This is a genomic window from Streptomyces sp. NPDC048018 (genome assembly GCF_043202995.1).
Lineage (GTDB): Bacteria > Actinomycetota > Actinomycetes > Streptomycetales > Streptomycetaceae > Streptomyces.
Map to the genome: position 1 here is coordinate 171,760 of NZ_JBIDBK010000009.1, position 26,782 is coordinate 198,541.

At 68.3% G+C, this 26,782-nt stretch carries 22 protein-coding genes, 1 tRNA gene and 1 pseudogene; 23 read left to right on the plus strand and 1 reads right to left on the minus strand.

Annotation, left to right across the window (positions count from 1 at the left end; all coding sequences use genetic code 11):
• The first annotated feature begins 249 nt into the window (after positions 1-249).
• The 4 genes from ACGF1Z_RS29625 (at position 250) to ACGF1Z_RS29640 (ending at position 6,372) form a co-directional block, all read left to right on the plus strand.
• A complete protein-coding gene (locus ACGF1Z_RS29625) occupies positions 250-3,159 on the plus strand; it encodes a BTAD domain-containing putative transcriptional regulator (protein WP_393009085.1) in 2,910 nt (969 codons plus the stop codon).
• Positions 3,160-3,392: 233 nt separating this feature from the next.
• Positions 3,393-4,205, plus strand: coding sequence for an SDR family oxidoreductase (locus tag ACGF1Z_RS29630; RefSeq protein ID WP_393009086.1), 813 nt, complete (start codon positions 3,393-3,395; stop codon positions 4,203-4,205).
• A gap of 136 nt (positions 4,206-4,341) precedes the next feature.
• A complete protein-coding gene (locus ACGF1Z_RS29635) occupies positions 4,342-5,424 on the plus strand; it encodes a P1 family peptidase (RefSeq protein ID WP_393009184.1) in 1,083 nt (360 codons plus the stop codon).
• Positions 5,425-5,595: 171 nt separating this feature from the next.
• Positions 5,596-6,372 (plus strand): DUF6227 family protein, encoded by a 777-nt coding sequence (locus ACGF1Z_RS29640; RefSeq protein WP_393009087.1) that lies wholly within the window; start codon positions 5,596-5,598, stop codon positions 6,370-6,372.
• A 90-nt stretch (positions 6,373-6,462) separates the two neighbouring features.
• Here ACGF1Z_RS29640 and ACGF1Z_RS29645 read toward each other — a convergent pair.
• Positions 6,463-7,140: pseudogene (locus ACGF1Z_RS29645) on the minus strand (MFS transporter); the annotation flags it as partial.
• Positions 7,141-7,261: 121 nt separating this feature from the next.
• On the opposite strand from ACGF1Z_RS29645, the gene ACGF1Z_RS29650 reads away from it, so the two are divergent.
• The 19 genes from ACGF1Z_RS29650 to ACGF1Z_RS29740 all read left to right on the plus strand — a co-directional run bounded on the left by ACGF1Z_RS29650 (position 7,262) and on the right by ACGF1Z_RS29740 (position 26,710).
• Positions 7,262-8,866, plus strand: coding sequence for a recombinase family protein (locus ACGF1Z_RS29650; RefSeq protein ID WP_393009088.1), 1,605 nt, complete (start codon positions 7,262-7,264; stop codon positions 8,864-8,866).
• A gap of 865 nt (positions 8,867-9,731) precedes the next feature.
• A tRNA-Leu gene (locus ACGF1Z_RS29655) sits at positions 9,732-9,805 on the plus strand.
• Positions 9,806-9,847: 42 nt separating this feature from the next.
• Complete coding sequence (locus tag ACGF1Z_RS29660; RefSeq protein ID WP_393009089.1) at positions 9,848-10,195, plus strand: HNH endonuclease; 348 nt, start codon at positions 9,848-9,850, stop codon at positions 10,193-10,195.
• A 622-nt stretch (positions 10,196-10,817) separates the two neighbouring features.
• Positions 10,818-11,297: a P27 family phage terminase small subunit gene (locus tag ACGF1Z_RS29665; protein WP_393009090.1), complete on the plus strand. Its 480-nt coding sequence runs from the start codon at positions 10,818-10,820 to the stop codon at positions 11,295-11,297.
• A complete protein-coding gene (locus ACGF1Z_RS29670; RefSeq protein WP_393009091.1) occupies positions 11,278-12,975 on the plus strand; it encodes a terminase large subunit in 1,698 nt (565 codons plus the stop codon). The genes ACGF1Z_RS29665 and ACGF1Z_RS29670 overlap by 20 nt, the downstream gene beginning before the upstream one ends.
• A gap of 12 nt (positions 12,976-12,987) precedes the next feature.
• Positions 12,988-14,421, plus strand: a complete 1,434-nt coding sequence (locus ACGF1Z_RS29675; protein ID WP_393009092.1) for a phage portal protein — start codon at positions 12,988-12,990, stop codon at positions 14,419-14,421.
• Complete coding sequence (locus ACGF1Z_RS29680; protein ID WP_393009093.1) at positions 14,421-15,401, plus strand: hypothetical protein; 981 nt, start codon at positions 14,421-14,423, stop codon at positions 15,399-15,401. Before ACGF1Z_RS29675 ends, ACGF1Z_RS29680 begins: the two co-directional genes overlap by 1 nt.
• 11 nt (positions 15,402-15,412) lie before the next feature.
• Positions 15,413-15,991, plus strand: coding sequence for a hypothetical protein (locus ACGF1Z_RS29685; protein WP_393009094.1), 579 nt, complete (start codon positions 15,413-15,415; stop codon positions 15,989-15,991).
• Positions 15,992-16,080: 89 nt separating this feature from the next.
• On the plus strand, positions 16,081-17,037 hold the full coding sequence (locus ACGF1Z_RS29690) for a major capsid protein (RefSeq protein WP_393009095.1): 957 nt from the start codon (positions 16,081-16,083) through the stop codon (positions 17,035-17,037).
• A 191-nt stretch (positions 17,038-17,228) separates the two neighbouring features.
• The gene (locus ACGF1Z_RS29695) at positions 17,229-17,780 is read left to right on the plus strand and encodes a hypothetical protein (protein WP_393009096.1); all 552 of its coding nucleotides are present in this window, start codon (positions 17,229-17,231) and stop codon (positions 17,778-17,780) included.
• The gene (locus tag ACGF1Z_RS29700) at positions 17,777-18,121 is read left to right on the plus strand and encodes a hypothetical protein (protein WP_393009097.1); all 345 of its coding nucleotides are present in this window, start codon (positions 17,777-17,779) and stop codon (positions 18,119-18,121) included. The genes ACGF1Z_RS29695 and ACGF1Z_RS29700 overlap by 4 nt, the downstream gene beginning before the upstream one ends.
• Entirely contained in the window at positions 18,118-18,363 is a 246-nt protein-coding gene (locus tag ACGF1Z_RS29705; RefSeq protein ID WP_393009098.1) for a hypothetical protein, read from the plus strand. The genes ACGF1Z_RS29700 and ACGF1Z_RS29705 overlap by 4 nt, the downstream gene beginning before the upstream one ends.
• On the plus strand, positions 18,360-18,773 hold the full coding sequence (locus ACGF1Z_RS29710; protein WP_393009099.1) for a hypothetical protein: 414 nt from the start codon (positions 18,360-18,362) through the stop codon (positions 18,771-18,773). The genes ACGF1Z_RS29705 and ACGF1Z_RS29710 overlap by 4 nt, the downstream gene beginning before the upstream one ends.
• Before the next feature lie 41 nt (positions 18,774-18,814).
• Positions 18,815-19,378 carry a hypothetical protein gene (locus ACGF1Z_RS29715; RefSeq protein ID WP_393009100.1) on the plus strand — a complete coding sequence of 188 codons (564 nt, stop codon included), beginning with the start codon at positions 18,815-18,817 and terminating at the stop codon, positions 19,376-19,378.
• A 31-nt stretch (positions 19,379-19,409) separates the two neighbouring features.
• Positions 19,410-19,724 (plus strand): hypothetical protein, encoded by a 315-nt coding sequence (locus tag ACGF1Z_RS29720; RefSeq protein ID WP_393009101.1) that lies wholly within the window; start codon positions 19,410-19,412, stop codon positions 19,722-19,724.
• A gap of 388 nt (positions 19,725-20,112) precedes the next feature.
• Positions 20,113-22,509: a phage tail tape measure protein gene (locus tag ACGF1Z_RS29725; protein ID WP_393009102.1), complete on the plus strand. Its 2,397-nt coding sequence runs from the start codon at positions 20,113-20,115 to the stop codon at positions 22,507-22,509.
• A gap of 1,637 nt (positions 22,510-24,146) precedes the next feature.
• Positions 24,147-25,598: a hypothetical protein gene (locus ACGF1Z_RS29730; RefSeq protein ID WP_393009103.1), complete on the plus strand. Its 1,452-nt coding sequence runs from the start codon at positions 24,147-24,149 to the stop codon at positions 25,596-25,598.
• A 9-nt stretch (positions 25,599-25,607) separates the two neighbouring features.
• Entirely contained in the window at positions 25,608-25,862 is a 255-nt protein-coding gene (locus ACGF1Z_RS29735) for a hypothetical protein (protein WP_393009104.1), read from the plus strand.
• Between the two features lie 77 nt (positions 25,863-25,939).
• Positions 25,940-26,710, plus strand: coding sequence for a peptidoglycan-binding protein (locus ACGF1Z_RS29740; protein ID WP_393009105.1), 771 nt, complete (start codon positions 25,940-25,942; stop codon positions 26,708-26,710).
• Positions 26,711-26,782 lie beyond the last annotated feature (72 nt).

Here is a 26,782-nt window from a genome sequence, read left to right on the forward strand (position 1 = left end):
GGGCTTCCGGCCGAGGGAGCCCACGGACGCTCCCGCGAAGTCCCCTGCCGTTCCCACGAGGTGCGCGGCCGCTCCCCGGGGGGCCGCGGCCGCTCCCTCCGGGGTGGCCGGAGGTCGCCGCGACCTTCCGAGCGCTGCCTTGAACGGCCGGGAACGGCCGCCGCGAACGGCCGGGCCCGGCCGCCGGGAACGGACGCGAGCCGCCGGAAGCTGCCGGGGCCGTCGCTCCGTGCTGCCAGAATTCGTCGCATGATCTTCCGGCTCCTCGGTCCGCTCACCGTCGCCGACGCCCCCGCCGCCGGCGGCCCTCGCGCCCGGGCCCTGCTGGCACTGCTCCTGCTCGACGCCGGACGGACCGTCGGCGCCGAGCGGATCGTCGACGGTCTGTACGGGGACGAGCCCCCGGCGGGCGCGGCGAACGCCCTCCAGTCGCAGGTCTCGCGGCTGCGCCGGGTGCTGCCGGCCGGAGTGGGCGTGGAGCACTCCCCCGCCGGTTACCGGCTGACCGGCGCCGGCCCCGACGAGGTCGACGCCCTCCGCTTCGAACGGCTCGCGCGGGAGGGCGCCCGGGCCGGGGCGGCCGGGGACCCCGCCGGGGCCGAGGGGTTGCTGCGCGAGGCGCTCGCGCTGTGGCGGGGGCCCGCGCTCGCGGACGTACGGGACGCCCCGTACGCGCGCGGACAGGCGGCCCGGCTCGACGCGCTGCGGATCGACGCCCTGGAGGAGTGGGCGGCGGCGCGGCTCGCCTCGGGCGGGGATCCGGTGCCGCTCGTCCGGGAGTTGGCCGAGGCGACGACGGCGCATCCGCTGCGCGAACGGCTGCGGGCGCTCCAGATACGGGCGCTGGCCGGTGCCGGGCGGCAGGCCGAGGCGCTCGCGGTGTACGAGGAGGTGCGCGGGGCGCTCGCCGACGAGCTCGGCGCGGACCCGGCGCACGAACTGGCTGAGGCGCACCTGGCGGTGTTACGCGGGGAGCCGTCCGGGGCTGCCGCGGTCCGTCCGGCGCCCGTGGCCGGTTCCCGGCCCGTACGTCCGCCGGTGCCGCTGACCGGCTTCGTCGGCCGGGAGGGCGAACGGGAGCGGCTCGCCGCTCTGTTGACTGCGGCACGCCTGGTGACCCTGGTCGGCCCGGGCGGCGCGGGCAAGACACGGCTCGCGGTGGAGGCGGTCGCGGACGGGGCCGTCTTCGTGGACCTGGGGTCGGTGGGCCCCGGCGAGGTGGCCGGGGCGTTCGCCCGGGCCCTCGGGGTGCGGGACGCGGCACCGGACCGCCTCGTCCAGGCCCTCGCGGACCGTCCGGTGCTGCTTGTGGCCGACAACTGCGAGCACGTGGTGACGGAGGCGGCCGTGCTCGTACGGGAGTTGCTGGCGGGGTGCCCGCAGCTGCGGGTGCTCGCCACCAGCCGGGAGGCGCTCGGCATCACGGGTGAGTCGCTGCTGCCGCTGGCCGCCTTGGCGCCGCGGGCGGCGGAGGAGCTGTTCGTACGGCGCGGGGCCGCGGCCCGGCCCGGATTCACGGGCCACGCGCGCGTGGCGGAGATCTGCGCGGCCCTCGACGGGCTGCCGCTGGCCCTGGAACTGGCGGCCGCGCGGCTGCGCACGCTCACCGCGGACGAGCTGGCCGACCGCCTCGGCGACCGCTTCCGGCTGCTGTCCCGCGGGGACCGCACGGCGCCCGAGCGGCACCGGACGCTCGCCGCCGTCGTGGAGTGGAGCTGGGAACTGCTGACCGAGGAGGAACGCACCCTGGCGGCCCGCTTGTCGGTCTTCCGCGGCGGCGCGACGCCGGAGTCCGTGGCCCGGGTGTGCGGGCTCGACCCCGGGGACGCGGAGGACCTGCTCGTCTCGCTGACGGAGAAGTCCCTGGTGGAGCGCCTGCCGGCGGGGACGGAGAGGGCGGCGGGAACAGCGACCGGGGGGACGCCGGCCATCAGGACGTCCGCCATGGGGACGTCGGCCCTGGGGACGCCGGCCATCAGGACGTCGGCCATGGGGACGACGCCCGTGAGGAGGCCGACCGTGACACCGGCGACGGCGGGAGCCGGGGCGGCGGGGCCGGAGGCCGGCGGGGCGGCGGCACCAGGCGCGACCCCGGTCGACGGGGCGGTACGGGAGGCGCGGGAGCGGGAGGTCGCGGCGGACGGGCCGGGCGTGCGCGGCGCCGACGGCCCGGGCGTAGGCGACGGGCGGTACCGGATGCTGGAGACCGTCCGTGCCTACGCGGCCGGCCGGCTGCCCGCCGCCGACCCCGCGCACGCGGCCCATACCGCCCACTACCTCGGCCTCGCCCGGGCCGCCGACCCGGAGTTGCGCGGCGCTGCCCAGTCGGTCTGGCTGGCCCGGCTCGACGCCGAGGAGCCGAACCTGCGTGCCGCCCTGCGTCGCGCCGCCCCGGAGGACGGGCTGCGGCTCGTGGCGGCGCTCACTCCGTACTGGTGGCTGCGCGGACTGCGCGGGCAGGTCGCGGGGCTCGCGGCGGAGCTGCTGGACGCGGTCGAGCGGGCGGGCCTGGCCGGCGTACGGCACCTCGGCGAGGAGTACGCGCTGTGCGTGCTGGCCGCCGGGGCACGGGACGAGGAGCGGATCGCGCGCGCCCGGACGCTGCTGACCGGGCGTACGGAGCCGCTGCGGCAGCCCTTCACCGCCTTCCTGTGGGCCACGGCGGTCGGCCCCGAGGCACGGCTCCCCGTTCCCGACGACACCTGGTCGCGCGCCCTCGACCTGGTCGGCCAGGGGCATCTGGCGCTCGCGCGCGACGACGCGGCGACGGCGCGGGAGCACCTCACCAAGGCCCTGACGGCGTTCCGGGCGCTCGGGGAGCGCTGGGGGACGGCGACCGCCCTGGAGGGCCTCGCCGCCCTGTCGGACGATCCGCTGCCGCTGTTCGCCGAGGCCCTCGCCCTCTTCGAGTCGCTGGGCGTGGCCGAGGACATCGTCGACCTTCTCGGACGCCGGGCGGCCGTCCGGACGGCCGCGGGCGACGCGGACGCGGCCGCCGCCGACCTCGCCCGCGCGCGCGAGGTGGCACGCCGGGCGGGGCTGCCGGACCCGGTGGACTCGCCGGCGTCGACGGAGCCGGTGGACCCGGCGAACCCGGCGGACCTGCTGGACCGGGCGACCCCGGTGGACCCGGCAGACTCGGCGAACCCGGCGGTCTGACCGGCACCCCCGTCCCCGTCGCGGCCCGTCCGCGCCCGCAGGCGCCCTCCGCCAGCCCCCGTCCACGCCCGCAGGCGCCCTCAGCCAGCCCGCCAGCCCCCGTCAGCGCCCGTCAGCGTGCGGTGCGCGGGCGGTCAGCGGCTCCGGCCACTGTTCCTCCTGTCGAGGCGATCGCCCGGCAAGAACGCAGGACCCCGGACCACGGATCCTGCCCCGTCAAGGAGCGCCGCACCATGCAGACCACGACCTCCACCACCCCCGGCACCCCCGGCGCCGCCGCCCGCACGGCGCTGGTCACCGGCTCCTCCCGCGGCATCGGCCGGGCCGTCGCCCTCCGGCTCGCCCGGGACGGGCACGTCGTGGCCGTCCATTACGGCTCCGACGCCGTCGCCGCCCAGCAGACCGTCGACCTGATCCACACGAGCGGCGGCCGGGCCTTCGCCGTCGGCGCGGACCTCGGCACGCACGAGGGTGTCCTCGCCCTCGTCGAGGGCCTGCGGGCCGGGCTCGTCGCCCGCACCGGGGACGCCGGGCTCGACGTCCTCGTCAACAACGCGGCCGTCACCTCCTCCGGCGGGCACCTCCAGGACGAGACGGTCGAGCAGTTCGACCGGCTCTTCGCGGTCAACGTCCGCGCTCCGTACTTCCTCGTCCAGCAGCTCCTCCCGGTCCTGCGCGACGGCGGCAGCATCGTCAACATCGGCTCCGCCGTCACCCGCATCTCGCTCTCCGACGAGCTGGCGTACGCGATGACGAAGGGCGCGATGGAGACCTTCACGCGCACCCTCGCCAATGTCGTCGGCGCGCGCCGGATCAACGTGAACACCGTGGCCCCCGGCCCCACGCAGACCGCCGCCCTGACGGCCGCCATGGCCGCCGTGCCGCAGCTGGAGGAGATGCTGATCGCGGGGCAGGCGCTGCCGTGGGTGGGGCAGCCCGAGGACATCGCCGGCCCGGTCGCCTTTCTCGCCTCGCCGGACGGGCGCTGGATCACCGGCACGGTGGTCGACGCCTCCGGCGGCACGTACCTGGGCCCGAAGCGCTGACTCCCGGATGCGCGGTTCCGGGCCGGCCCCACGCTCCCGGCCTCCGCGCGCGCCCTGGCTCGCCCTGCCCGGGCAGCCGTATCCGTGCTACGCAGGAGGGGTGCCCGAAGAAGAGAACGACGCAGCCCGGCGCCCCCTGACCTCGCGTGAGGCGTCTCCCTCCGGCGTACCCCCGCACGACGCCCTCACCGATGTGGCCGGCCTTCGGGTCGGGCACGCGCGGGTGCCGGGGCCCGGGGCGCTGTCCGGCACGACGGTGGTGCTCGCCCCGGAGGGCGGGGCGGTGGCCGCCGTCGACGTACGGGGCGGGGGGCCGGGCACGCGCGAGACGGACGCGCTCGATCCGCGCAATCTGGTCCAGCGGATCGACGCCGTGGTCCTGACCGGCGGCAGTGCGTACGGGCTCGACGCGGCGGCCGGGGTGATGGCCTGGCTGGAGGAGCAGCGCCGCGGGGTGCGGGTCGGCCCGGATCCGGCGCACGTGGTGCCGGTCGTGCCGGCCGCCTGTGTCTTCGACCTGGGCAGGGGCGGCGACTTCACGGCCCGCCCGGACGCCGCGACGGGCCGGGCCGCGGTGGAGGCGGCGGCCGCGAGCGGTCTCCACGCGCGCGTGGAGACGGGTGCGGTGGGCGCGGGCACGGGTGCGGTGGTCGGCGGGCTGAAGGGCGGGGTGGGGACGGCGAGCACGGTCCTGGAGTCGGGGATCACGGTCGCCGCGCTGGTGGTGGTGAACGCGGTCGGTTCGGCGGTCGATCCGGAGACGGGCGTGCCGTACGGCGCCTTCTTCACGCCCGGCGTACGCCCCTCCTATCCCGAGCGGGCGGTGCACGAGGCCGCGCTGCGGCGGCTCGCGGACGCCCGGGCGAAGGCGGCCCCGCCCCCTCTGAACACCACGCTCGCGGTGGTGGCGACGGATGCCGCGCTGACCCGCGCGCAGGCGCAGAAGCTCGCCGGCACGGCGCACGACGGCATCGCGCGCGCCGTCCGTCCGGTGCATCTCCTCAACGACGGCGACACCGTCTTCGCCCTCGCGACGGGGGCGCGCGAACTGCCCGCCGCGCCGGGCCCGCTCGCCCTCAACGAGGTCCTCGCGGCGGGCGCGGACACCGTCACACGGGCCATCGTCCAGGCCGTTCTCGCACCGTCCGCCGGGGCCTCGGGGCCGGGCGGGGACTTCCCCGCGTACCGGGAGCTGTACGGGGAGGCGTCCGACGGCTAGCTCTGGCCACGGACTGCCGGTATACCAAGGGGAGTTGACGGATGCGCACAGGGGGCGCGGGAACTCCGTACGCGCCCCCGTTCGTTTTCCCGAACGCCGGACACGATGTCAGACCCAGGGACTACGTTTAGCAAGCAGCAAGTGACATGCGGCGACGGCCTGGAGACCCCCTTGAACGATCCGCTGGATCATGCTCACGATCCGTACGAGACGACCGAGACCCACCTTGAGCGACTCCTCGGCCGGGCGCTCAACTCCTTCGATCTGCCCGACTCCGCGATCGAGCGCCTGGAGACGGCGCTGGCCCACTCGAGCACCCTGTACTCCTCGCACCACAGCGCGTCGCTGCACCGCACCACCTACCGCCACACCTATCTGCTCCCGGACGGCACGGCGGTCAGCCTGTGGGAGCTGGTGCACAACTCCGGCCGGGGCGGCACCGACCAGCACGAGCTGTACGTGGAGGAGTCCGAGGCCCGGCTCGCCGCGTCCCGGCTGCCGGCCGGTCCCTCGCTCGGCCGGCCGGTGGAACGCGCCGACGGCTCCCCGTCCGAGGACGAGGAGCTGGAGCTGCTGAGCACGCTGCTCGCCCGCCCGATACCGGCGCAGCCCCGGATGTACGTGCCGGACAACTCGGCGGACCACGCCCGCCGGGTGCTGCGCCGCGCGGAGAACGCGGACCGGCCGGGCGAGGCCACCGCCCGGCGGCTGCGGCTCGCGTTCGCGCACCACATCACGCAGGCGTTCGGGCGCCGGTGCACCGCGGAGGGCGGCCGGGACGCCGGCTTCACGCTCTACGAGCACCAGTTCCTGCTCCTCGACGGCAGCGAGCTGAGCCTGTGGGAGGTCGAGCACACGGCGACCCCGGACGGCCGCCACATGTGCGAGGTGTACGAGGACGAGCACGCCGCCCGCGGGGCGATGGAGTCCCGTTCCCGGGTGCGCTGAAACCGGCCCGGCGAGCGGGAGGGGCCCCGGCCCCGGGATCGCGTCCCGGGGCCGGGGCCCTTCGCCAGGCGTGCGCCGTCCGGCGGGTGCTCAGGAGGCGGCCAGCGCCGGCTCCTTCTCGACGGCGGCCGGCTCCGCGTCCGCGCCACCCTCCAGGTGCTGCTTCGGCTTCGCCGGCAGGGCGAACATCACGAGGAAGATGCCGGCGAGGACGACCGCCGCCCAGGCGAGGGAGTTCTGGAAGGCGTCCGTGAAGGCCGCCGTGTTCGCCGCCGCCGAGGTGATCGGCTGCCGGTCGTCCACGATGCCGAAGAAGACCACCGAGACCAGACCGAGGCCGAGCGCGTTGCCCATCTGCCCGGTGGTGTTGATCAGACCGGAGGCCGAACCGGCGTGCTCGCGCGGCACGTCCGACAGCACCGCGTCCGTCAGCGGGGCCACGATCAGGCCCATGCCCAGGCCCATCACGACCAGGGGCAGGATCATCTGCCAGGGGGCGATGTCCGCGCCGTAGCGGCCGGCCACCAGGAAGTAGAGGAGGATGCCCGCCGCCATCGTCAGGGCGCCCGCCTGGAGCACCTTGCGGCCGAAGCGCGGCACCAGCTGCTGCACCGACAGGCCCGCCGCCGTGGAGACCGCGATCGAGAACGGCACACCGGTCAGACCGGCCTTCAGGGGGGTCCAGCCGAGGCCGATCTGCATGTAGAGCGTCCACACCAGGAAGAAGATGCCCATCACGACGCCGAAGGTCAGCTGCACCGCGATGCCAGTAGGCGAAACACCCTGACACCTACCGGTAGCGGGCCGAACCCGCAGGTCACTAGGGGTCTCGATGGCAACGGCCACCCTGACGCGCAACGCACGTACACCTTCGGTCCCTACCGGAGACATGAACACACCCACTCAAGGCGGGGTCTGCGCGTGCCACGGACGACCGTGGGTTGATCTGCTGCTCCGTAAGTCGAAAGTGGTCCGTGAGGGCGAGCGTGCCCTCTCCATCCGGGCGCAGGAAGAGCGGGGCCGAGCGTGGGCGGATGAGCACGGGTACTGCGTTCGTAAGGTCTGGAAAGAGAATTTGTCGGCGTGGAGCGACGTGCGGCGCCCCAAGTACGACGCAGCCATGTCCGCAGTGCTGAACGGTGAGGTACCCGCGCTGTGGTGCTATGCGCTCGACCGGTTCAGCCGGAAGGGCGCTGAATCGGTGGTGCCGATCCTCGGCAAAGCCCGCGTGATCTTCGATTACGAACGGCTCGACTCGATGGACGAGCGAGACCGCCGATGGATCATCGACCGTGCCGAGAACGCCCGCGAATACTCGCAGCGCTTGAGCCACAACGTGACCACCACCAAGGGGCGTCAGCGCAACGAAGGACGGTGGCTCGGCCGCGCACCGTTCGGCCTCACGGCGCACCCTGACACGCGCCGCTTGAGCCCCGACCACACGCCGTACACGTGTCTTGTCAGCACCCGCGAGGAAGTCACCCCGTGGCAAGTCGTTGAGTGCATTTTCAACGCGGTAGCGGCCGGAACCGCTGCCCGTGCGCTTGCACGGATGTTCAATCGCATTGGGCTCCGCACGATCACGGGCGCCCAGTGGCGTGCCCCGCAGATTCTCAAGATCTTGCACCACCCCGTGTACGAGGGTTGGTTGACGGTCGCAGTCGGGGCGGCCGAGACCGCTACGCGCTACGTGGACGCGAACGGGTCCCCTGTCCACTGCGTGGAACCGAGCACGCTGCCCGAGATGATCCCCTCGGCCCTCGCAAGCAAGGCACGTCGCGTTCTCGCTGGTGCAGAGTGGACAAAGCCCAAGCCGAAAGACGGGCTCCCCGTACACGCTCTCTCCGGAAAGCTCATATGCGCGGGCTGCAACGGCGCGATGACGAAGAGCGGACGGGGCTACCGCTGCGATCTAACGGCAGAGGGCGGGGTCTGTGCGGCACCTACGTACGTGATGCAAAAGGCCCTTGAAGCCTACGTAGTCGATCTGTGGTCGACCCGGCTGCACGCGTCAGACGACGACGACCCCTTGTTGATCGCTGTTGCCGAGCGCTGGCAACAGCTACAGCGACCGACAGAGACGGCAGAGGTCAAGGAAGCACGGGCCGAGCTGAAAGCCGCAGCGGACCGGCTCGACAAGTTCCACGCCGACGACCGAGCGGGGTTCTACTCGGGCCGGTCCGCTAAGTACCGCATCCCTACAAAGATCGCTGCGGAAAAGCGGCTCGACGCTGCCGAAGACAAGGTCAAGGAACTGACGGGCGGGGACCGTGTAGACATCACGTTCCTTATCGAGGGGAAGGCAGCGGAGACGTGGGAGGCAGCCGCCCCGCAGCTTCGGCGGGATCTGCTGGGACTGGCGATAGACCGCGTGATCGTGTCCAAGTCCCCGGGGAAGGGGAAGCGGTTCGTGGGCGACGAGCGCGTGACCGTCGTGTGGGCCACCCCGGAAGGGGCCGAGCCCGACGCGGACGAGTTCGAGCAAGCCGCGTAAGCCCCGTGTAGGCCCAAGAGAGCCCCGGTCGGTTCCTGTGACTGCCGGGGCTTTCTGCTGCCCGCAGCGGGGCACCCGTGGCCCCGGATAGGCTCGGTGTGCCCCGTGCCGACATGGAGTGTGCGGGGTAGGGGCGCGCATCTAGGACCAGTCCGAGAATGCAGTACACCCGCCCCGCTGACCGGCCCCAGTAGTCCACGTGACCGCCGGGGCTGTCGGCTGTCCGTCGCGGGTTCGGTCGTCCTCGCCGGCGCGCTCGGGCGGGGCCGCCCCACAGCGGGGCGAGGAGGTGTTGAGAGTGACGACTTTCGACACTTTTTAGAACGCATAGAAAAAATACAGAGAAAGAGAAACCGGGGTCTCTGTCGTCACCACCGACACCGCTCGGCACCCTCGGGACACCTTCGGTCCCTACTACTGGGGCACCAGGGAGGGACCGAGCAACCCCGACCGTCCACCGCACGAAGCGGCGAGGACGCGGGACACCTTCGGTCCCTACTACTGGGGCAAGAGAGAGCGGGACTACCGCGCACCCACCCCGAGGGGGAATCCGGCGGACCGAGTGCCCGCTCTCTCGCAGCTCTGCCCGTGCACCACGCACCCCGCCGTTACGGGGGTGGCCGCAGGGGTCGTGAGGCAGAGCGCGGGGACCGCACCGCCCATGAGTAACCGCCCCTTGACCGGGGGCGCCGAAAGGGGTCGTAAGCGCGTGCGGTCCCCACCATGTCCGGACCGGCCCCGCCGGCGAGGACGACCAAGCCCACTGACCCAACGGCAGAGGTGCGCGGTACCGGCCCGGCACGTCCGGGATATCGGCCGCAGAGGTCCCCGGTTCAAGTCCGGGGGTGGGCACTCAGCACCACCAGCCCGCCTAGCCCAATGGCAAGAGGCGTCGCGCTTAGACCGCGAAGGTTCCCGGTTCGAGTCCGGGGGCGGGCACGCAGAGAACGACGACCAGGCCGACAACATCGAGGGGGCGCCATGCGCTGTATCGACTGCACGGAGCCGGCGACGCATCGCCGACGCTGCGAGCGGCACCACACGGAGTACGAGCGGCGCCCGAGCGTTCGGAACCGTCGTGCTCGGAGCCGACGACGAGCGGAGCGGAACAACGCTGCCGCACGGCTTCGCCGGGTCATCGCGCGGAAGGGCCGGGCGTGGTGTGACTGGTGCCGCGAGGATTTCGCGGTGGTGGACGTGGACGTGGACCACGTGCGGCCCCTCGCCCTCGGCGGGGAAGACGTGGACTCGAACGTCCAAGTCCTATGCCGTGGATGCCACGCGTTGAAGACCCGGACCGAGTTCGGGGGTGCGCGTGCTGTGGCTTAGCGAGGAATACGACCACGGCCCCGAGGACGCGGACCGGCTTGCCGCTGTGGCTGCTGCTCTCGCCGCTGCACCGCCCCGCAACGTACTGGTCTTCACTACTGCCCCCGTGGCCGAGGGCACGTCCCCTGCGGGCGCTGGTGCCCATGCCCCGTAGACCACGCCCCCCGTGCTCGGTACCCGGGTGCCCCGAGCTGACGGCCCGTGGTGGCCGCTGTGCCGAGCACCAGCGCGAGGCCGAGCGGTTGCGTGGTTCCTCGGCAGAGCGGGGCTACAGCACACGGTGGCAGCGGATTCGTAAGGCGTACCTGTACCGAAACCCGTGGTGCCTGCTGTGCGGTCGTGCTGCGACTGTCGCGGACCACTTCCCGGAGTCGCGTCGCTCGCTGGTCGCACGTGGCGTGTCCGATCCGGACGCGTTCTCTCGTCTGCGTCCGCTGTGCACGTCGTGCCACAACCGCGAGACAGCCAAGCACCAGCCTGGCGGATGGGCAGCCGAGCGCGTCCAGCCTCGCCGCTGGTGACGCCGACCAGGGGGGTACTCCCCTCCCTCCCGCCAAAAGATCGGCAGGGAGGCAAAAAACTCGCGTGGCTCATTGGGCCGTTTCGGTGGAGGTGACTTCCCATGGCTGTTCCCGGGCAAAAGCCCAAACCCCATATCCAGGCAGTCAGGGAAGGGACTTACCGCCCTGACCGCAATTCCGAGGGCGCTCGGTTCGCCCCGCTGTCCCCTGTCGAGCCGGATTGGTCCGAGCTACTACCCGGGGACGACCCGGAAGGCGTACGCGGCAAAGCGGCAGACGTGTGGGCGCGGACGATTCCCGCCCTGGTGCACTCAGCCGGCCTTACCGACGCACAGCGAGAGACAGCCATTGAGTATTGCGTCACGGTCGCCCGACTCTGGCAGGCCGAGCGCGAACTATCCCGTTCCGGCCTGGTGGTCGAGACGGAGCGCGGGAATGTAAAGAGCCCGTGGGTGACCATCGTCAATCAGTATCGCGCACACTTTCGCGCGCTGACTGGCGAGCTGGGGCTCAGCCCTGCGTCAGCCACGCGGATAACCCCGCCGGAAAGCGGGGGCGACGATGACGGGATCTTTGACTGACGGGCTGCCCGTCCCGTATGACGCGCTGCTAGAACTCGGGCTGTCCGAGGACGACATAGCCGACGCTGTGAAATCGCGTCCGCTCGTTCTCGCCCACCAGGCATCGCAGCGTGAGGGCGCCTATTTCGACGTGGCCACTGCGCGCCGAGCTATCGCGGCTATCGAGTCCATGAAGCACACGAAAGGCCGATGGGGCGGGACACCGCTCAAGCTCGCACCGTGGCAAAAGGTCTGGATCATCGCGCCCATCTTCGGGTGGCTGTGGCACGACCCCGAATTGGGGCGTCCGGTCCGAGTGGCCCGAACGGTATGGATCGAAGTACCGCGTAAGGCTGGGAAATCAACCCTGTCGTCCGGCATCGGCCTGGTGCTGCTGCTCGCCGATCGTGAAATCGGCGCCGAGGTTTACGCGGCAGCCGGCTCCCTGCCGCAGGCCGAGCGAGTCTTTGACGACGCTAAGCGAATGGCTCTGACAAGTCGCGCTATCCGGGGTCGCGTGGAAGTCCTGCGCGGTCTTATCCGCGTTCCGAGGACCGGCGGTGTCTTCCGGGCCCTTTCGAAAGTCGCCGAAACCGCGCACGGCTTGAATGTGAGCGGCGCAATCGTGGATGAGGTACACGTACATAAACGGCGTGACCTTATCGACGCTATCGAGACCGGCACCGGTGCACGCGATCAGCCGTTGGTCGTATTCATTACGACGGCGGACGAGGGCACCGAGGGCAGCATTTACGACGAGAAACACACGTACACCCGTCGTTGTGCGGATGGCGTGGTTTCGGACCCCGGTCACTACGGAGTGATTTGGGCTGCTGAGGAAGGCGACGACCCTTACACCGAGGAAACATGGCGTAAGGCGAATCCGGGGCTCGGCGTCTCTCCCTCGCTCGCCTACATGCGCCGCGAGGCTGCTAAGGCCAAGTCCACCCCTTCCTATTTCCCGACGTTCTGCCGGCTGTCGCTTAACCGCCGTATGCGCTCGTCCTCGCGGTGGCTGCCGCTCCCGGTGTGGGACGCGAACGCGGGTGCCGTGGACGACAAGTCGTTTCGGTTCCGGCGCGCATGGGGTGGGGTGGACCTCTCTGCGGTATCCGACCTTTCCGCGTGGGTGCTCGCTGTGGAGTCTCGAAAGCCCGGGGTTGAACTTGAACTCATATCCCGCTTTTGGCTGCCCGAGGAACGCGTAGACGAGCTGGAGGCACAGCTACAGGTCCCGTTGCGGCAGTGGGCCGCAGACGGATTGCTGACGCTCACCGAGGGCGACGCGATCGACTACGGCGCGATTGAGAAACAGATCATTGCCGACTGCCGCCGACTCGACGTCCAGCGCATCAGCTTTGACCGAATGTTCGCGGGTCAGCTTGTGCAGCGCATCGAACAGAAGACACGCGGGGTCGACGTGGTCCCGATTGCGCAAACCTACCTAGGCATGTCGCCCGGTTGTAAAGAGCTGGAGCGGCTGTTGCGCGAGGGCCGAATACATCACGGGGGAAACCCGGTGCTCCGCTGGAATGCGTCCGTTGTCGAGGTGTACCGGGACGGCAACGACAATGTTCGGCCCGTCAAGCCGGACCGTGGAAAGTCCAGCGCTCGAATTGACGGGATAGCCGCTGCGGTCATGGCGCTTGACGGCTACGTGCGACGACCGCTGAAAAAGGCTCGCGCTGCGAGTGCGTAGGAAAGGGGGGACATGGCAGAGACACCGCTACAGATGACGGAGCGGCTTTACGGCAAGCTACAGCGTCGCCGGCCGAACGCTGAAAAGTGGTCACGGGCGTACGAGGGTGACCGCCCGCTGTTGTTCGTGTCGCCGGAATTCAGCACGCAGACCGGCGGGCTCTTTGACGAGTTCTCCGATAACTGGTGCGCCGTGGTTCCAGACGCGACGGTTGAACGACTAATGCCGCTCGGCTTCCGACTGGAAGACGGGTCCATAGACAAGGATGCGGGTAAGGCGTGGCGCCGCTCGGAATGTGATGTAGAGATCGGCCTCGCCCTGCTGGAAGCACTGATCACGGGTCGCTCTTACGCACTGGTGTGGAACAACTCCAGTGGGGTTGAGATCACGTTTCAGCACGCATCCGGCGCGATAGTCGAGTACGTCCCCGGTCGTCGCCGGCTCCGTAAAGCGGGGCTGATGACGTGGAAGGACCATGACACCGAGTTCGCCACGCTGTTCACGCCGACCATGGTCTACCGGTGGCAGCGTCCGACCCGCGAGGGCGGAAGGTGGACCGGCCGTACTGCGGGGCTTTCCCGGGGCGAGCCGAGCCACATCCCGAATCCCCTCGGCGTGGTGCCGCTGGTCGAACTGCCGAACCGCTCACGGCTGCACGGAAAGCCACGGTCCGAGATTGCGACGGTCCTACCGCTACAGGACGCCGTAAACACGCTGTGGGCCCACCTGATGACCGCTTCGGACGGTCTCGCGCTACCCGCTCGGGCAGTGCTCGGGATGGATCGGCCCGTCCGGGAAATCCTGGACCCCGAGACCGGGGAAGTTGTCGGCGAGGAAGATCTACCACTCGACAAGTTCCGTTCGGACCGTCTGCTGTGGCTTGAGAAACAGGGCGCGCAGATCGCCGAGTTCTCCGCCGCCAATCTCGACAACTACTTGCGGGTTATCGCGGTGGCAGTCGAGCACATTGCAGCCCAAACCCGCACGCCCCCTTCGTACTTGGCAGGGAAGCTCGTCAACGTTTCGCCCGATGGCGTTGCGGCGAGCGAGGCGGGTCTAGTCGCAAAGGTCACCGAGCGGCAACGGTACTTCGGTTCGGCGCTCCGCGAGATCATGCGACTTGAAGCCCTCGCGCAGGGTGAGGCTCGGCGTGCGGAATCCCTCGCGCTCGGCTCCGTGGTGTGGAGAGACCCGCAGTTCAGATCTGACGCCCAATACTCCGATGCGCTGGTCAAGCTCAAGTCCATTGGCGTTCCGGATGAAGCTCTGTGGGAGCGAATCCCCGGGGTCACTCCGGACGAAATCGAGCGGTGGAAGACCATGCGTACGGATGCAGCGGGCGCGATCCTCGGCGGGGACATGTCCTCGCTGTTCGGGGTGAAGCCCGACCAGACCGAGGACGACGACCAGGCCGAGGAGGACGACGCGCCCGAGGGAGCCGCGTAGTGCCGAACCCGACCGATCTCGCGGCCGATCGGTACACCCAAGTGCAGAGCATTTCCGGGGCGGTTGTGGAAGCCGTGCAGGGGATTTGGCGCGACGTACCGGCAGACCGGATTCTGTCCGCGATGCAGGGGGAAGCGGGGCGGCAGATTCTCGCTGCGGTGACCGCAGGGCAGCTCTCTGCGGTGCAGGGTGCCCAACTGTTCGTCGGGGCTTCGATGGCTGCGCAGGGAGCTGTAGCGGCCCCCCTCGGCGTGCTCGAACCGTCCGCCCTGGTGGGTGTCGCTTCGGACGGGCGCCCGCTCGCCTCGCTGCTGCAACTGCCGTCCGTCACTACGGCTCAAGCCCTCGCAGCCGGCGAGAGCGCCGAAGTGGCGGCACTCCGTGGCCTGACGCAAATGGCCATGATGGCGAGCACGCAGGTAGCCGACGCGTCCCGTACGGCTACGTCCATCGGCATGGCAGCGCACCCGCGCTGTATCTCGTACGTCCGCGTGGTGCGGCTGCCCGCGTGCGCTCGGTGCATCATCCTGGCGGGTCGTCAGTATTCCTACTCGACCGGATTCAAGCGGCACCCTCGCTGCGACTGCGGAATGCAGCCGATGACGGATGCCGAGTGGAAACAGACCAAGTCACCCGAGGATCTGTTTCGGGAGATGAGCCCCGCCGAACAGCGGAAGCGGCTCGGGGCCGCAGGGGTCAAGGCACTGGAAGCGGGTGCGGACCTCGGCCAACTGATCAACGCACGGCGTGGGTTGGCGACTGCGGCGACCGGCCGAGGACCGATGAAAGTCACCATCGAGGGGACGACGAAACGCGGAATCGGCGGCAAAGCGCTGAACTCCGGTTTCGAGAAAGTCCCCGGCAAGCGCTACGAGCGCGCAAAGGAAGCCCGGCTAATGCCGGAAACCATCTTCAAACTTGCTGGCAATAACCGAGAGCACCAAATAGCGATGCTCCGGAAACACGGCTACATCACGTAAGAGGGGGACCCATGCCCAACGATCCGAACCCGAACCCCGCTCCGTCCGGTCCCGAGCCGAAGACCGGCGAGGGCGACCCGCAGCCGAGCGGCACCCCGCCCGAGGGCGCGAAGACGGGCGAGGGCGGCAACGAATCCGCCGCAGAGCTGTCCACCGAGCGCACTGCGCGAGCGGCTGCCGAGAAGCGAGCCGAGACCGCCGAAGCGGAAGCGGCGCGGCTCCGCCGGTCGAATGCGGCACAGAAGCCCGGAGACCTTGACGCGCTCCGCGACGAGATCCGGGGCGAGTTCACAGCACAGCTCGTCCGCGCCGAGCTGCGTGCGGCTGCTGCGGGCAAGCTGCGCGACCCGGCGGACGCTCTCGCCCTGGTGGATGTTGCTGCCCTGGTCGGCACCGGGGGCGATGTCGATACGGACGCGATCGGTAAGGCCGTGGCGGCACTGCTCAAGGCCAAGCCCTATCTCGCGGTCGAGACCGCCCCTGGCGCTTCCGCTCCGGCATGGGGCGACGTGGGCGCCGGTCAGCACGACACCGCCGAGCCCGAGCCGGCGACCCCGCTCGACCGTCTGCGTCGGGCCTACGCCGAGTAGCACCCGCACCCTTCACCACCTATTCCAGGGGACGCGTCTAAATGACGCCGTCCCCTTTTTCATGCCCAACATCAGGGGGAATTCAGCACATGGCACTTACCCTTCCCGAGGCCGCGAAGCTCTCGAACACCGATCTACAGCGCGGTGTCATCGAGACTTTCGTTCAGGAATCCAGCATCCTGGACCGGCTTCCGCTGCTTACCATCGAGGGCAATTCCTACGCCTACAACGAGGAAGGCACCCTTCCCGGCGTCCAGTTCCGTGCGGTGAATGAGGCGTACGCCGAGTCCACCGGCACCGTTAACCAGAAGTCCGAGAGTCTGGTGATCCTCGGTGGTGACGCCGACGTGGACAAGTTCATCGTTAAGACCCGTGGCAATCTGAACGATCAGCGCGCCGTCCAGACCCGCATGAAGATCAAGGCTGCCGCGTTCAAGTTCCAGGATTCGTTTTTCAATGGCGACGTGGCGACCGAGCCCAAGGGTTTCGATGGTCTGCGCAAGCGGCTGGTTGGCGCTCAGGTCATTTCTGCGGGCACCAACGGCGCTCCGATCGTGGGTACCGACGGCAAGGACTCGCACGCGTTCTTTGATCTGCTGGACTCGCTGATTGCTCAGGTCCCGGGCCTGACCGCGAGCAATGGCGCGCTGTACGCCAACCGGTCGGTTATCGCAAAGATCAAGTCCGCTGCCCGTCGAATCGGCGGTTACGAAATGGTCCGCGAGTCCCTGACCGGAAAGACCGTTCCGACGTACAACGGGATTCCCCTGCTCGACCCGGGCCAGACTGCCGCCGGTGCGGACATCCTTCCGCAGACGGAGACGCAGGGCACCGCAACGGACGCGTCTTCCATTTACGCAGTCCGCTTCGGTCAGGCCGAGGACGATCGCGCGGTGACCGGTCTCACCAACGGTGGAATTCAGGTGACCGACCTCGGCGAGCTGGAGTCCAAGCCGGCTTACCGCACGCGAATCGAGTTCTACACCGGACTCGCGGTCTTCGGTGGCCGTGGCGCTGCTCGCCTTAACGGCGTGCTCGCCAAGTAACGGAGGGGGACGGAATGCCACCGCGTAAGCGGGCAGCGTCCGCCCCTCGGATTCCGCACGCGGATTCGTGCGGCGCCCCGGAACGAGTCGAGAGCTTTCCCGTTCTCGATTCTTCCGGGGCCCCTCGGACCGTCTCGCGGTGTCTGGCGTGCGGCGCTCAGACAGTGAAGTGATCAAGGGAGGCACGCGTTATGGCACTTCCCGCACTGGCCACCGTGGACGAACTCGCCGCGTGGATGCAGCGCGAGCCGGCGGAGCTTCCCGAGGGCGCCGCCCTGGTGCTCGACACCGCAAGCGCGGTCGTCCGCAGCGAGGCCCGGCAAAGGTTCACCAGGGGGACAAGCACGGTCGCGCTCTCCCCTCGGGACCACGTGCTCAATCTCCCCCAACGGCCCGTCGTATCAGTTGAGTTGGTCCGGGCAGGGGGTCGAGCGCTGCGCCCGGATGAGTACCGGCTTTGGCGGGACGAGCTGTGGCTCTCCGCCGCGTACGGGTCCGTGGTCGTCACCTACACCCACGGGTACGCCAACGTGCCCGCAGACGTGCGCTCCATCGTGCTCACGCTCGCCGGCCGAGTGCTCACCAACCCCGCCGATCTGCGGCAAGAGTCGGTCGGCTCCGTGTCGGTGACCTACGCGGCCGAGACGATCGGCGCGAGCCTCGCCCCCATCGAGCGGGACCAGCTCGCCCGGTACCGCCCTCGCGCTGCCGTGGTGCAGCTCGGCAAGGGGCGGCCCTGGTGACGCTCCACTACACACAAACGGTCGTCGTCCTGCGTGCGCCGTTCGTCGTCGACCGGTACGGCAACACCACGTCGGAACGCGACTGGTCGAGCGCGACCAGGACGACCGTCCGCAGGGTGTCCGTCCAGCCCGACGTGTCCACAGAGGCCACCGGGGACCGGCCCGTGGTCGTCACCGGGTGGCGACTGGTGACACGCCGTGCCGTCGACATCGACCTACAGCCCGGGGACCGCGTCGTGGCGCTCGGCCGGCTGCTCGATGTCGACGGAGACGCGGCGCGCTGGACGGTCGCAGGGCGACACCACCACACCGAAGCTCGGCTGAAGGAGGTGACCGGATGAAGTTCCGCCCGAACAGGTCCGGGATCAACTCCCTGATGAAGACCCCCGACGTTGGAGCCGAGGTGCGTCGGGTCGCCGAACGCATCGCATCCTCCGCGAGTGCGGACGGGGGCGAGTTCCGCACCGACGCAGCTCTAGGCGCCCGCAGGTGGCGTGCTGCGGTGATCGGTGACTATCGGCGGCAGCGGGCAGCCGAGCGCACCCGCCGTGCGCTGCTGCGCGGGCTGGACGGTGCCGATTGAGCACCCGGCCCGCCGTTGTCATGCCGGACGCGGTGGCCGTGGTCACGGGCTATCTCCGCTCCGCTCTTGCGGCAGCCGGCGAACCGGTCCCGGTCGTGTCCCGCATCCCCTCTACCCGTCCCCCTCGGTTCGTCCGGGTGGAACGGGTCGGGGGCACGCGTCAGACGGTCGTGTCGGATCGGCCCCGACTCGACATCCACGCGTGGGCCGAGACCGAAGCGGCTGCCGCCGATCTTGCCGAGCTGGTCCGCGCCCTGGTCCACGTGATCGCTGGTGTGCGCGACGGAGTCACCGTTTACGGCACTCGGGAAGTCGGGGGCCCGATGTGGCTGCCCGACGACCAGACCAGCACCCCGCGCTATGCGTTCGCCGTGGAAATCCACATGCGCGGACGCGCTCTCGGCGACTAGTTCGCCGCTCTCCATTCTGAAATCTCTACGGGGGTACTCCCATGGCTCTTTCCGCTAATGCGGTTCGCGTAGCGGTCACAGGTGCCGCATACGTGGCACCGCCTAAGGCAACGCTGCCCACCGACTCGGAATCGACGTGGAACGCAGCGTTTACCGATATCGGCTGGATCTCGGACGACGGTATTACCGAGTCCAACTCGGCCGACGCTTCCGAGATCAAGGGTTGGCAGGGCGGGCAGACCGTCCGAAAGGTCATCAGCTCGTCCGAGATGACTTTCTCGTTTACCGCCATCGAGACCAGCAAGACGGTGCTTGAGCTTTACCACAAGGGCTCAAAGGTGGTCACGACTTCCGGCAAGAGCGTGCTCGCCGTAAAGGCTCCCGGTCCGGACCGGCGGACGTTCGGTTTCGACGTTATCGACGGTGACTCGCATATCCGCATCGTCATTCCGGACGGCGAGGTCACCGAGACCGGCGACATCACTTACAAGGGCGACGAAGCCATTGCGTACGAGCTGACGATTACGGCCTATCCCGGCCCTGACGGGACCGTAGCTCTCAAGTACAGCAATGACCCTGCCTGGTCTGCCGCCCCGCCCGCCTAACCCGCACCCAACGACTTTCTAGGTAGGAATCATGACGACCACTGCTTTTGACCTTGACGTATGGGTCAAGGAATCCCGTCGCGAGCCTTTCCGGTTCACCGTGGCCGGTCGCCTATTCGAGATGCCCTCGGCCGGCGAGCTGGATAAGTCCATCCTGCGACAGGTAAGCGTGGACAATCCGTCCGCGCAGGACATTGACACTCTGCTGCGTGCTGGTCTCGGCACTGAGTGGCCCAACTTCGATGAAATACCGCTCCCGCTCGGCGCCCTCGGTGAACTCTTCCGGCGCTGGCAGGCACACGAGGGTGTGCCGCTGGGGGAATCCTCGGCCTCTGCCGACTCCTGAGTGAGCACGGAGAGGCCATCGAGGCAGACCTAGCGCGCTACTACAGCACCGATATCCGAGACCTCTTCCGCCCGGACTCGGGGCTCACGTGGCGACGACTCCGGGCCCTGGTGACGCAGTTGCCCGAAGAGTCGGCCCTCGGCCGCTCACTCGCCGGCGAAGACGCCGGATGGACGCTGGAGACGCAGCTACTCGCAGCTCTGCACGACCGGCTAGCCGAAGCGAACTGGCAGCGCGGAAATGCCGGGGCAAAGTCGCCGAGTCGACGCCCAACGCCCCTTCCAAGACCCGGAGTTCGCCCCGATCGCATTGGCGGTACCGAGCGGGACCCGCGCGAGGTCGCGGCCTACCTCGCCCGGTGGCAGCCCGACTCGGGGGGTGAGAGCTAATGGCCGTGGAAGTCGGCATGGGGTACGTCAGCATCGTCCCCGAGGTCGAGGGCTTCGCCGCCGAGCTGCAACGACAAGTCACGGGCCCCGCAGAGAACGCGGGAACCGAGGGCGGGCAGGCAGCCGGCGAGGGCTTCACCGGGAAGATGGGTGGGGCTCTCAAGGCTGGTCTCGCCGCTGTGGGTGTGGCTGCTGCGGCTGTCCTCGCAAAGGGCTTCATGGATGCCCTGGACCAAACCCGCATCGACGGCCGAATACAGGCGACCCTAGGCAGCACACCCGCCGAAGCGAAGCGGTACGGCGAGGCTGCGGGACAGCTGTACGCCCACGGTGTCACGGAGTCCGTGGAAGACGCGGCAGCCGCAATCTCGGGCGTTATGCGCTCGGGCATCCTCCCGCCGGATGCGACCAACGCACAGATCGAAGAGATAACCGGCAAGGTTGCAAACCTGTCGGACGTTTTCGAATTGGACCTAGCCCAGACCAGCAACGCCGTTGGTCAGATTCTCAAGAATGGCTTGGCCAAGGACGGAAACGAAGCTCTCGACATCCTCACCGCTGGAATGCAGCGCATGGGGCCGAGGGCCGACGACATGGCCGACACTTTCAACGAGTACAGCACCAAGTTTCGGGATCTCGGCCTGTCCGCTGCGGACGCCATGGGGCTTATGTCTCAGGGGCTCCAAGCTGGTGCCCGCGATACCGATACCGTCGCCGACGCCCTAAAGGAATTTCAGATTAGGGCGACCGACGGCAGTAAGTCGAGCGCCGACGCCTACAAGGCTATCGGGCTCAGCGCCGAGGAAATGACCCGCAAGATTGCGGGTGGCGGTGCCGGAGCTAAAGAGGGCTTGCAGCAAGTCCTAGACGGCATCAAAGGCATTAAGGACCCTGCCGAACAGAACGCGGTAGCAGTCGGTCTATTCGGTACGAAGGCTGAGGATCTAGGCCGCGCCCTTTTCGCGATGGACCCGAAGACCGCCGTAAAGGCACTCGGGGACACTGCGGGCGCTGCCAACAATATGGGTGACGCGCTGCACAACAATGCGTCGGCGAAGATCGAGCAATTCAAGCGGACGCTAGAAGTCGGCGTATCCAACTTCATAGGTAACAACGTCCTGCCGCCACTGATTAGCTTTGCATCCACGGTCGGCAGCGTCCTAGGGCCCGCACTCAGCGCCGGTAAGGACTTCGTCTCGGGGTTCTTCACCGCTTTTTCCGGGTCAGCCGGCGGGGCTTCCATCACGGGTTTCGGGCAGGCTCTACTTACGGCCGGAACGACCCTTCGGGATGCGTTCCTTCCGGGATTGCAAGGGCTCGTAACGCTCGCCCAAACCACGCTGCTGCCTGCCCTAAAGGGGCTCGGGGACGTTCTCTTTAATCAGCTAGTCCCTGCCTTTATGACGCTCTACACCAACGTGGTGTCTGCCGTCGTTCCCATCCTGTCGTCCCTCGGAAAGATTCTGCTAGAGGTCATTTGGCCCGCGATCATGAGCGTCTATACGTCCGTGGTCGAGAATCTGCAACCGATTTTCGCATCCCTTTCCGCGTTTATATCCGAACGCGTGGCGCCTGCTGCCCAAATGATCGGGGACAAGCTGCGGGAGGTAGTCGACAAGGCGCGGCCACTTATCGAGGTCGTGACCTCGGTGGTCTCGTGGCTCGGGCGCCTCGCGGCGGACATCCTCGGGGCCGTCATTCCCGTGATAATCAATCTGGCCGGGCCCATCTTTTCGGGGCTCTTTTCTGCTCTCGGAACCGTGATCGGCTGGATTGGTGACGTTATCGGCTGGTTCTCCAGTCTGGCGACGGGTATCCGCGACGCCGGACGATGGGTGGCTGATTTCGCGTCCGCCGGAATACGAAAGTTCGGCGAGTTCGTAGAGTGGGTGAAGGGTCTCCCGAAGCGCATCCAAGATTCGCTCGGAGACTTTGGCCGGCTGCTGCTCGACAAGGGCGCCGACTTGGCTCGTGGTATCTGGGAAGGTCTCAGAGGCATGGGCGGTTGGCTGAAAGAAAAGTTGGTCGGGTGGGCAAAGAGTGCCATTCCCGGACCAATCGCGGACGCCCTCGGTATTCACTCACCCTCGCGTCTCATGAGGGATGAGATTGGTCGGTGGATTCCGCCTGGCGTCATCGAAGGTATCGATGCCGAGCAATCCACGCTTGACGCCCGTATCCGGTCCATGGTGACTGTGCCCCGAATCGACGGGCTAAGAGCGGCAGGACGTGTGCGGCCGGCGCGTGACACTGCGGGCCCTGGTGCCTGGTGGTGGGACGAACTCCGGCGCGTTCTCGCCGAGCGTGAGAACCAGCGGGAAATCGTGCTGCGGGTGGGGCCGCAGGAAATTGCTCGGGCCGTGGCAGCGGGCAACCGCCAAATAGCTAGGAGGTGATCACATGTGGATTGGGGCTCCCGGAAACCTCCGTCAGATAAAGGACGGAGCGACCAAGTTCGAGCGAAGCCCCGAGGTGAGCGTGAAGGAATTCCGGTCGCTTGCTGGTGGGGTCACGACGTGGGCCCCGTCCGCCATGCCACGCCGATACTCTCTCGAATGGGGGGCAATGGCACCGGGCGACGCAGCGCATATAGACGCGCTCGCTCGCCGGATTTCCTATGCGGGCCCGCTGGTAGTGCTGGACCCCCTCTCGGGAAATCTGCTGTCAGGGCGGCAGTCGCAAGGGCGAGGGGACTTCCGTCAATGGGAGTACAGCGCGTCAGAGGTGACCATGTACGCAAGTGGCTCGGCCCCTAGTTCGGTGGTCGCCAATGTGACCTCGGCCCCTTCAAATGGTGCCGCAATCGGCTGGAAGCATCCGACATGGGCCGGATTTCCGGTCCCCGGTGGCTCGGTCACGTGGTGGCCGTGGTCGTTCGGGTACTCCCATGCGGCAAAAGTCAGCGGTTTTGATTTGAAGTGGTACAACGCGAGTGGGTCTTGGCTCAGCACGACCACGCAGACCGACGCGACCCGGCCCATGGTTGCCACCGCACCGGCCGGGGCAGCATTCGTGGCGCCTTACGTCCGGATATCTGCGACAGGGTTTTACTCGCTCAGCTTGGCCGTGCTCTGTCTCGGGGATGCGGCTGCCTATCTGGTCTCTTCGGGTGTCTCGCTTCCGATGGGCGAGGGCTCTCCCGGGATGAGCATCACGGGGTACCGCCATGCCGCCACCCCTGGGGACGGGACGTGGCGGGATATCGGCCTGGATCTTGTGGAGGTGACGAGTGCGTCAGGCTAGCGCTGCGCTTACGGCTGCTCTCGGAGCCGGCGAGCGGTCTCCCGCCCATGTGGTGCGGCTCGGGGGCGAGGACATGTCGGACCGGGTACAGAGCTGGTCTCTAGACCGTGCGTACTCGACCGATCTCCCCGAAGCGGTGCGGGCTTTCTCCGGGTCGACGAGCGCCGAGCTTGCCGTGTCCGTGACGGGCCGCGCCGGTCATTCGGCACCGGGCACGCTCGGACCATGGGCGTCCCGGTACACGGGCGATGCTGCCCGCCCGGGACAGTCCGTCGTGGCCGGATGGGGCATCGCAGGTGAGCCCCTGGACGCGTTCCGGGGCACGGTCCGCAGCCGCTCGGCCGAGTCCGCTACGGACATCGTGTCCGTGACCGCGCTGGACGGGGCCGAGCGGCTACGGCAGCCGGCAAAGCTACCCCGCCCCTCATTTCCGCTGCGAACGATGGACCCCTATAAGGGGAATACGGCGTGGGCCGCTTCGTGCACATGGGTGGTGGACGAGCTGCTACGGAAAGCCGGTATCCATACCTGTCCGCCACCGCGACCAACCGCTATTTTGTACGCATCCATGCACGGCGGGGCTGCCCCATCCATCGGAGAGCTACGAACCCTTTCCGGTATCTGGAATTGGTGGGTGCAGGATAGGGCGCCTTTCGAGAGCTGCGCGGATGCTACTTACTACAGTTCACCGTCCGCGAATTATGGCCCTGTAGCGACTGCGGTAAACCGGGCGATCGGTGGCGGTCTCTGGCTGGAAGGGTGGGTCAACACCGAGGGCGGGTCCGACACCATGGACAAGACCATTCGGTATCGACTGGAGTACGACGTCACAAACGGCGGCGCCTCGGATCACCGCTTTCTCGGCCTAGAAATCAACTTCACTACAGGTGTGATCACCGCTAGCCACGGCACCAGCTACGACCCTGCCTTGAATCAGAAGGTGACTTGGACGCCCTCGTTTCTGACGGGCAATTCAGGGGTTCATCATTTCGGCTGGTGGGTCGAGTGGAGTTCAACGGGAGTTCCTACCGTGGCGCCCTACATTTCCCGCTCGTCTACTGCCTGGTGGTACGGGGCAAACGGTGTGCTCGGCGCCACACCGTCGCCCCCTGGCGACCTTTACGCGATCAATCTAGCGATGACTAATATTCGCGCCGAAGCGATGCAGGTTTCCAAGATTAAGACGCGCCCAGCCACGCACGCCGAGCGCACACTTGAAGGGACTTGGCTTAAAGGCGGAACGCTCGGAAAGCCGGGTTTCCAACTCGCTTCCATCCCGAAGGTTTCCGGAGACTCCTGGTCGGTGATCACCGAGATTGCCAAGAAGACACTATCCACGGTCGAGTTTGACCGGGACGGTTTTTTCCGAATGCAGGGGTATTCTCGGTGGGCTTCGACTCCGAGCACGCCGGCCGTGACCGTGTCCTCTGCGAGAGAGCTAGCTAGCCTCACCGTGTCAGAGGAAATCGACGCGTGTCGCAATGACGTGACAGTCAAATGGTCCAACTTCGGCGGGCACGACTACGAGTACTTGGGTGTGCGGGACGCGAATGTGATTACCATCCCTTCCGGCTTCACCACTATTCGATCCCTGCCGATCAGCGAGGATCGGTACGACTGCGACGCACCCTCGCTCAGTACCGATCTAGAAGGTATTGGGATTCTTGTGCTGCGGACGGGCGCGCTTGCCACCAGTCCGCTTGCCCGGGGCGTCGCGGAATGGGAGGTGCGGCGGGACGGTGGAGAAACACGCCTGTCCATTCTTAATCGCGGCCCTTCCACGATCTACTATCACGGGTCGGTGCTCGATGCTGACCGCGACGATTCGTCTACCAAAACCCCTGCCACTTCCATATCCGTGGCGCGCGACACCGCGAGTCAAGCGGCGTACGGGGTGCAGGCTTACGAACACGACGCGACCCCGTGGGTTCAGTTCCCCAATGACGCTTCGGCCCTGGCCGACGCGCTTCTAAAGGCTGCTGCCTTTCCCGCGCCTCTCCTGCAAAGCGTGGAAATCCTGCCCGACCCCCGCATTGATCTCGGCGACGTGGTGCGCGTGGTCGACAACACGGGTGCCGTACTGGACACCCTTGCGTGGGTTGTTGGTGTGCGTACTGAGGGGAGCGATGCCGCCGTGAAACAGACGCTCACGCTGCGGGGGGCGCAGACCAACGGGCCGCCTACAGACCAGGGGCTCTTTCCGGACCCACCCACACGGCCCGGAGCACCACCGCCGAGATAAGGGAGGGACATGGACGACCAGGAAGACCCGCTAGGCGTCCGCATCGGCGCGCGGGAGATCTACGACGAAGTGGTGGGGCTGCGCGAGGACGTGCGGTCTCTCGGCCAGGAGGGGGAGAGCGTGACGGAGACGCTGGAAGACCACGAAACCCGTATTCGCGGGCTCGAATCGGAGCGTGCAAAGTACACGCTGCCCGTCGCGCTGATTACAGCTGTGGCAACTGTCGTTGCCGCCGGTCTCGCCGTTGCCAAGCTCGGCGCTTAGACACCCACCAGCACCATTCCACGCCCCGTACCGGGCTTACCGGACGGGGCTTTTTCATGCCCAACACAGGGGGAATCGTGGCGAAGTTCAGCGGGGCGAAGTGGCGCCCCATTCCGATCAACTACACCGAGGGCGGACAGAGTTCGGTCCGGGGCCTGGTCGTACACATCATGGCGGGCACGCTCGGCGGGACCGATTCTTGGTTCCGGAATCCTGCGGCCCGATCCTCGTCTCACTTCGGGACGGGCAAGGGTGGCGAGCTTACGCAGTGGGTCGACACGACCGACCGGGCATGGGCACAGGCATACGGCAACCCCTCGTGGCTCAGCATCGAGAACGAGGGGAAGGGCGGAGACGCGCTCACGTCCGCGCAGATGGACCGGATTGCCGAGGTGTTCGCGTGGGTCCACAAGATCTACGGCGTACCGCTACAGGTCACCTCGGACCCGAACGGGCGCGGGCTCGGCTACCACGCCATGGGCGGGAAGCCGTGGGGCAATCACCCGAGCTGCCCGGGGCCGAAGATCATCGCGCAGCTTCCCGAGATCGTCGCTCGGGCTAAGCGGCTCGCCGGCTCGCCCCCGGACAAGCCGAAGCCCGTCTATGCGCCGTTCCCGGGCGCCGCGTACTTCCTTAAGGCACCCCGCTCGGCCCTGATCACTGCCATGGGTCGCCGGCTGGTGGCCGAGGGCTGCGGGCGCTACTCGTCCGGGCCCGGTCCGCAGTGGACCGAGAGCGACAGGAAGTCCTACGCGGCGTGGCAGCGCAAGAGGGGCTTTACCGGGGCCGACGCGGACGGGTGGCCCGGCAAGGCGACGTGGGACGCCCTGCGGGTCCCGAAGCCGTAGTGACACCGCGTGGGGCTGGTCCGTCCGGCGGAGACCAGCTCGGCCGCACATCCGCCGGATTCATCACTCACA

Bases quoted from the DNA above. Each gene is read 5' to 3' on its own strand.
- ACGF1Z_RS29625 (WP_393009085.1), top strand. From the start codon at position 250: ATGATCTTCCGGCTCCTCGGTCCGCTCACCGTCGCCGACGCCCCCGCC.
- ACGF1Z_RS29630 (WP_393009086.1), top strand. From the start codon at position 3,393: ATGCAGACCACGACCTCCACCACCCCCGGCACCCCCGGCGCCGCCGCC.
- ACGF1Z_RS29650 (WP_393009088.1), top strand. From the start codon at position 7,262: ATGAACACACCCACTCAAGGCGGGGTCTGCGCGTGCCACGGACGACCG.
- ACGF1Z_RS29660 (WP_393009089.1), top strand. From the start codon at position 9,848: ATGCGCTGTATCGACTGCACGGAGCCGGCGACGCATCGCCGACGCTGC.
- ACGF1Z_RS29665 (WP_393009090.1), top strand. From the start codon at position 10,818: ATGGCTGTTCCCGGGCAAAAGCCCAAACCCCATATCCAGGCAGTCAGG.
- ACGF1Z_RS29670 (WP_393009091.1), top strand. From the start codon at position 11,278: ATGACGGGATCTTTGACTGACGGGCTGCCCGTCCCGTATGACGCGCTG.
- ACGF1Z_RS29675 (WP_393009092.1), top strand. From the start codon at position 12,988: ATGGCAGAGACACCGCTACAGATGACGGAGCGGCTTTACGGCAAGCTA.
- ACGF1Z_RS29685 (WP_393009094.1), top strand. From the start codon at position 15,413: ATGCCCAACGATCCGAACCCGAACCCCGCTCCGTCCGGTCCCGAGCCG.
- ACGF1Z_RS29690 (WP_393009095.1), top strand. From the start codon at position 16,081: ATGGCACTTACCCTTCCCGAGGCCGCGAAGCTCTCGAACACCGATCTA.
- ACGF1Z_RS29695 (WP_393009096.1), top strand. From the start codon at position 17,229: ATGGCACTTCCCGCACTGGCCACCGTGGACGAACTCGCCGCGTGGATG.
- ACGF1Z_RS29705 (WP_393009098.1), top strand. From the start codon at position 18,118: ATGAAGTTCCGCCCGAACAGGTCCGGGATCAACTCCCTGATGAAGACC.
- ACGF1Z_RS29715 (WP_393009100.1), top strand. From the start codon at position 18,815: ATGGCTCTTTCCGCTAATGCGGTTCGCGTAGCGGTCACAGGTGCCGCA.
- ACGF1Z_RS29720 (WP_393009101.1), top strand. From the start codon at position 19,410: ATGACGACCACTGCTTTTGACCTTGACGTATGGGTCAAGGAATCCCGT.
- ACGF1Z_RS29725 (WP_393009102.1), top strand. From the start codon at position 20,113: ATGGCCGTGGAAGTCGGCATGGGGTACGTCAGCATCGTCCCCGAGGTC.
- ACGF1Z_RS29730 (WP_393009103.1), top strand. From the start codon at position 24,147: ATGGACAAGACCATTCGGTATCGACTGGAGTACGACGTCACAAACGGC.
- ACGF1Z_RS29735 (WP_393009104.1), top strand. From the start codon at position 25,608: ATGGACGACCAGGAAGACCCGCTAGGCGTCCGCATCGGCGCGCGGGAG.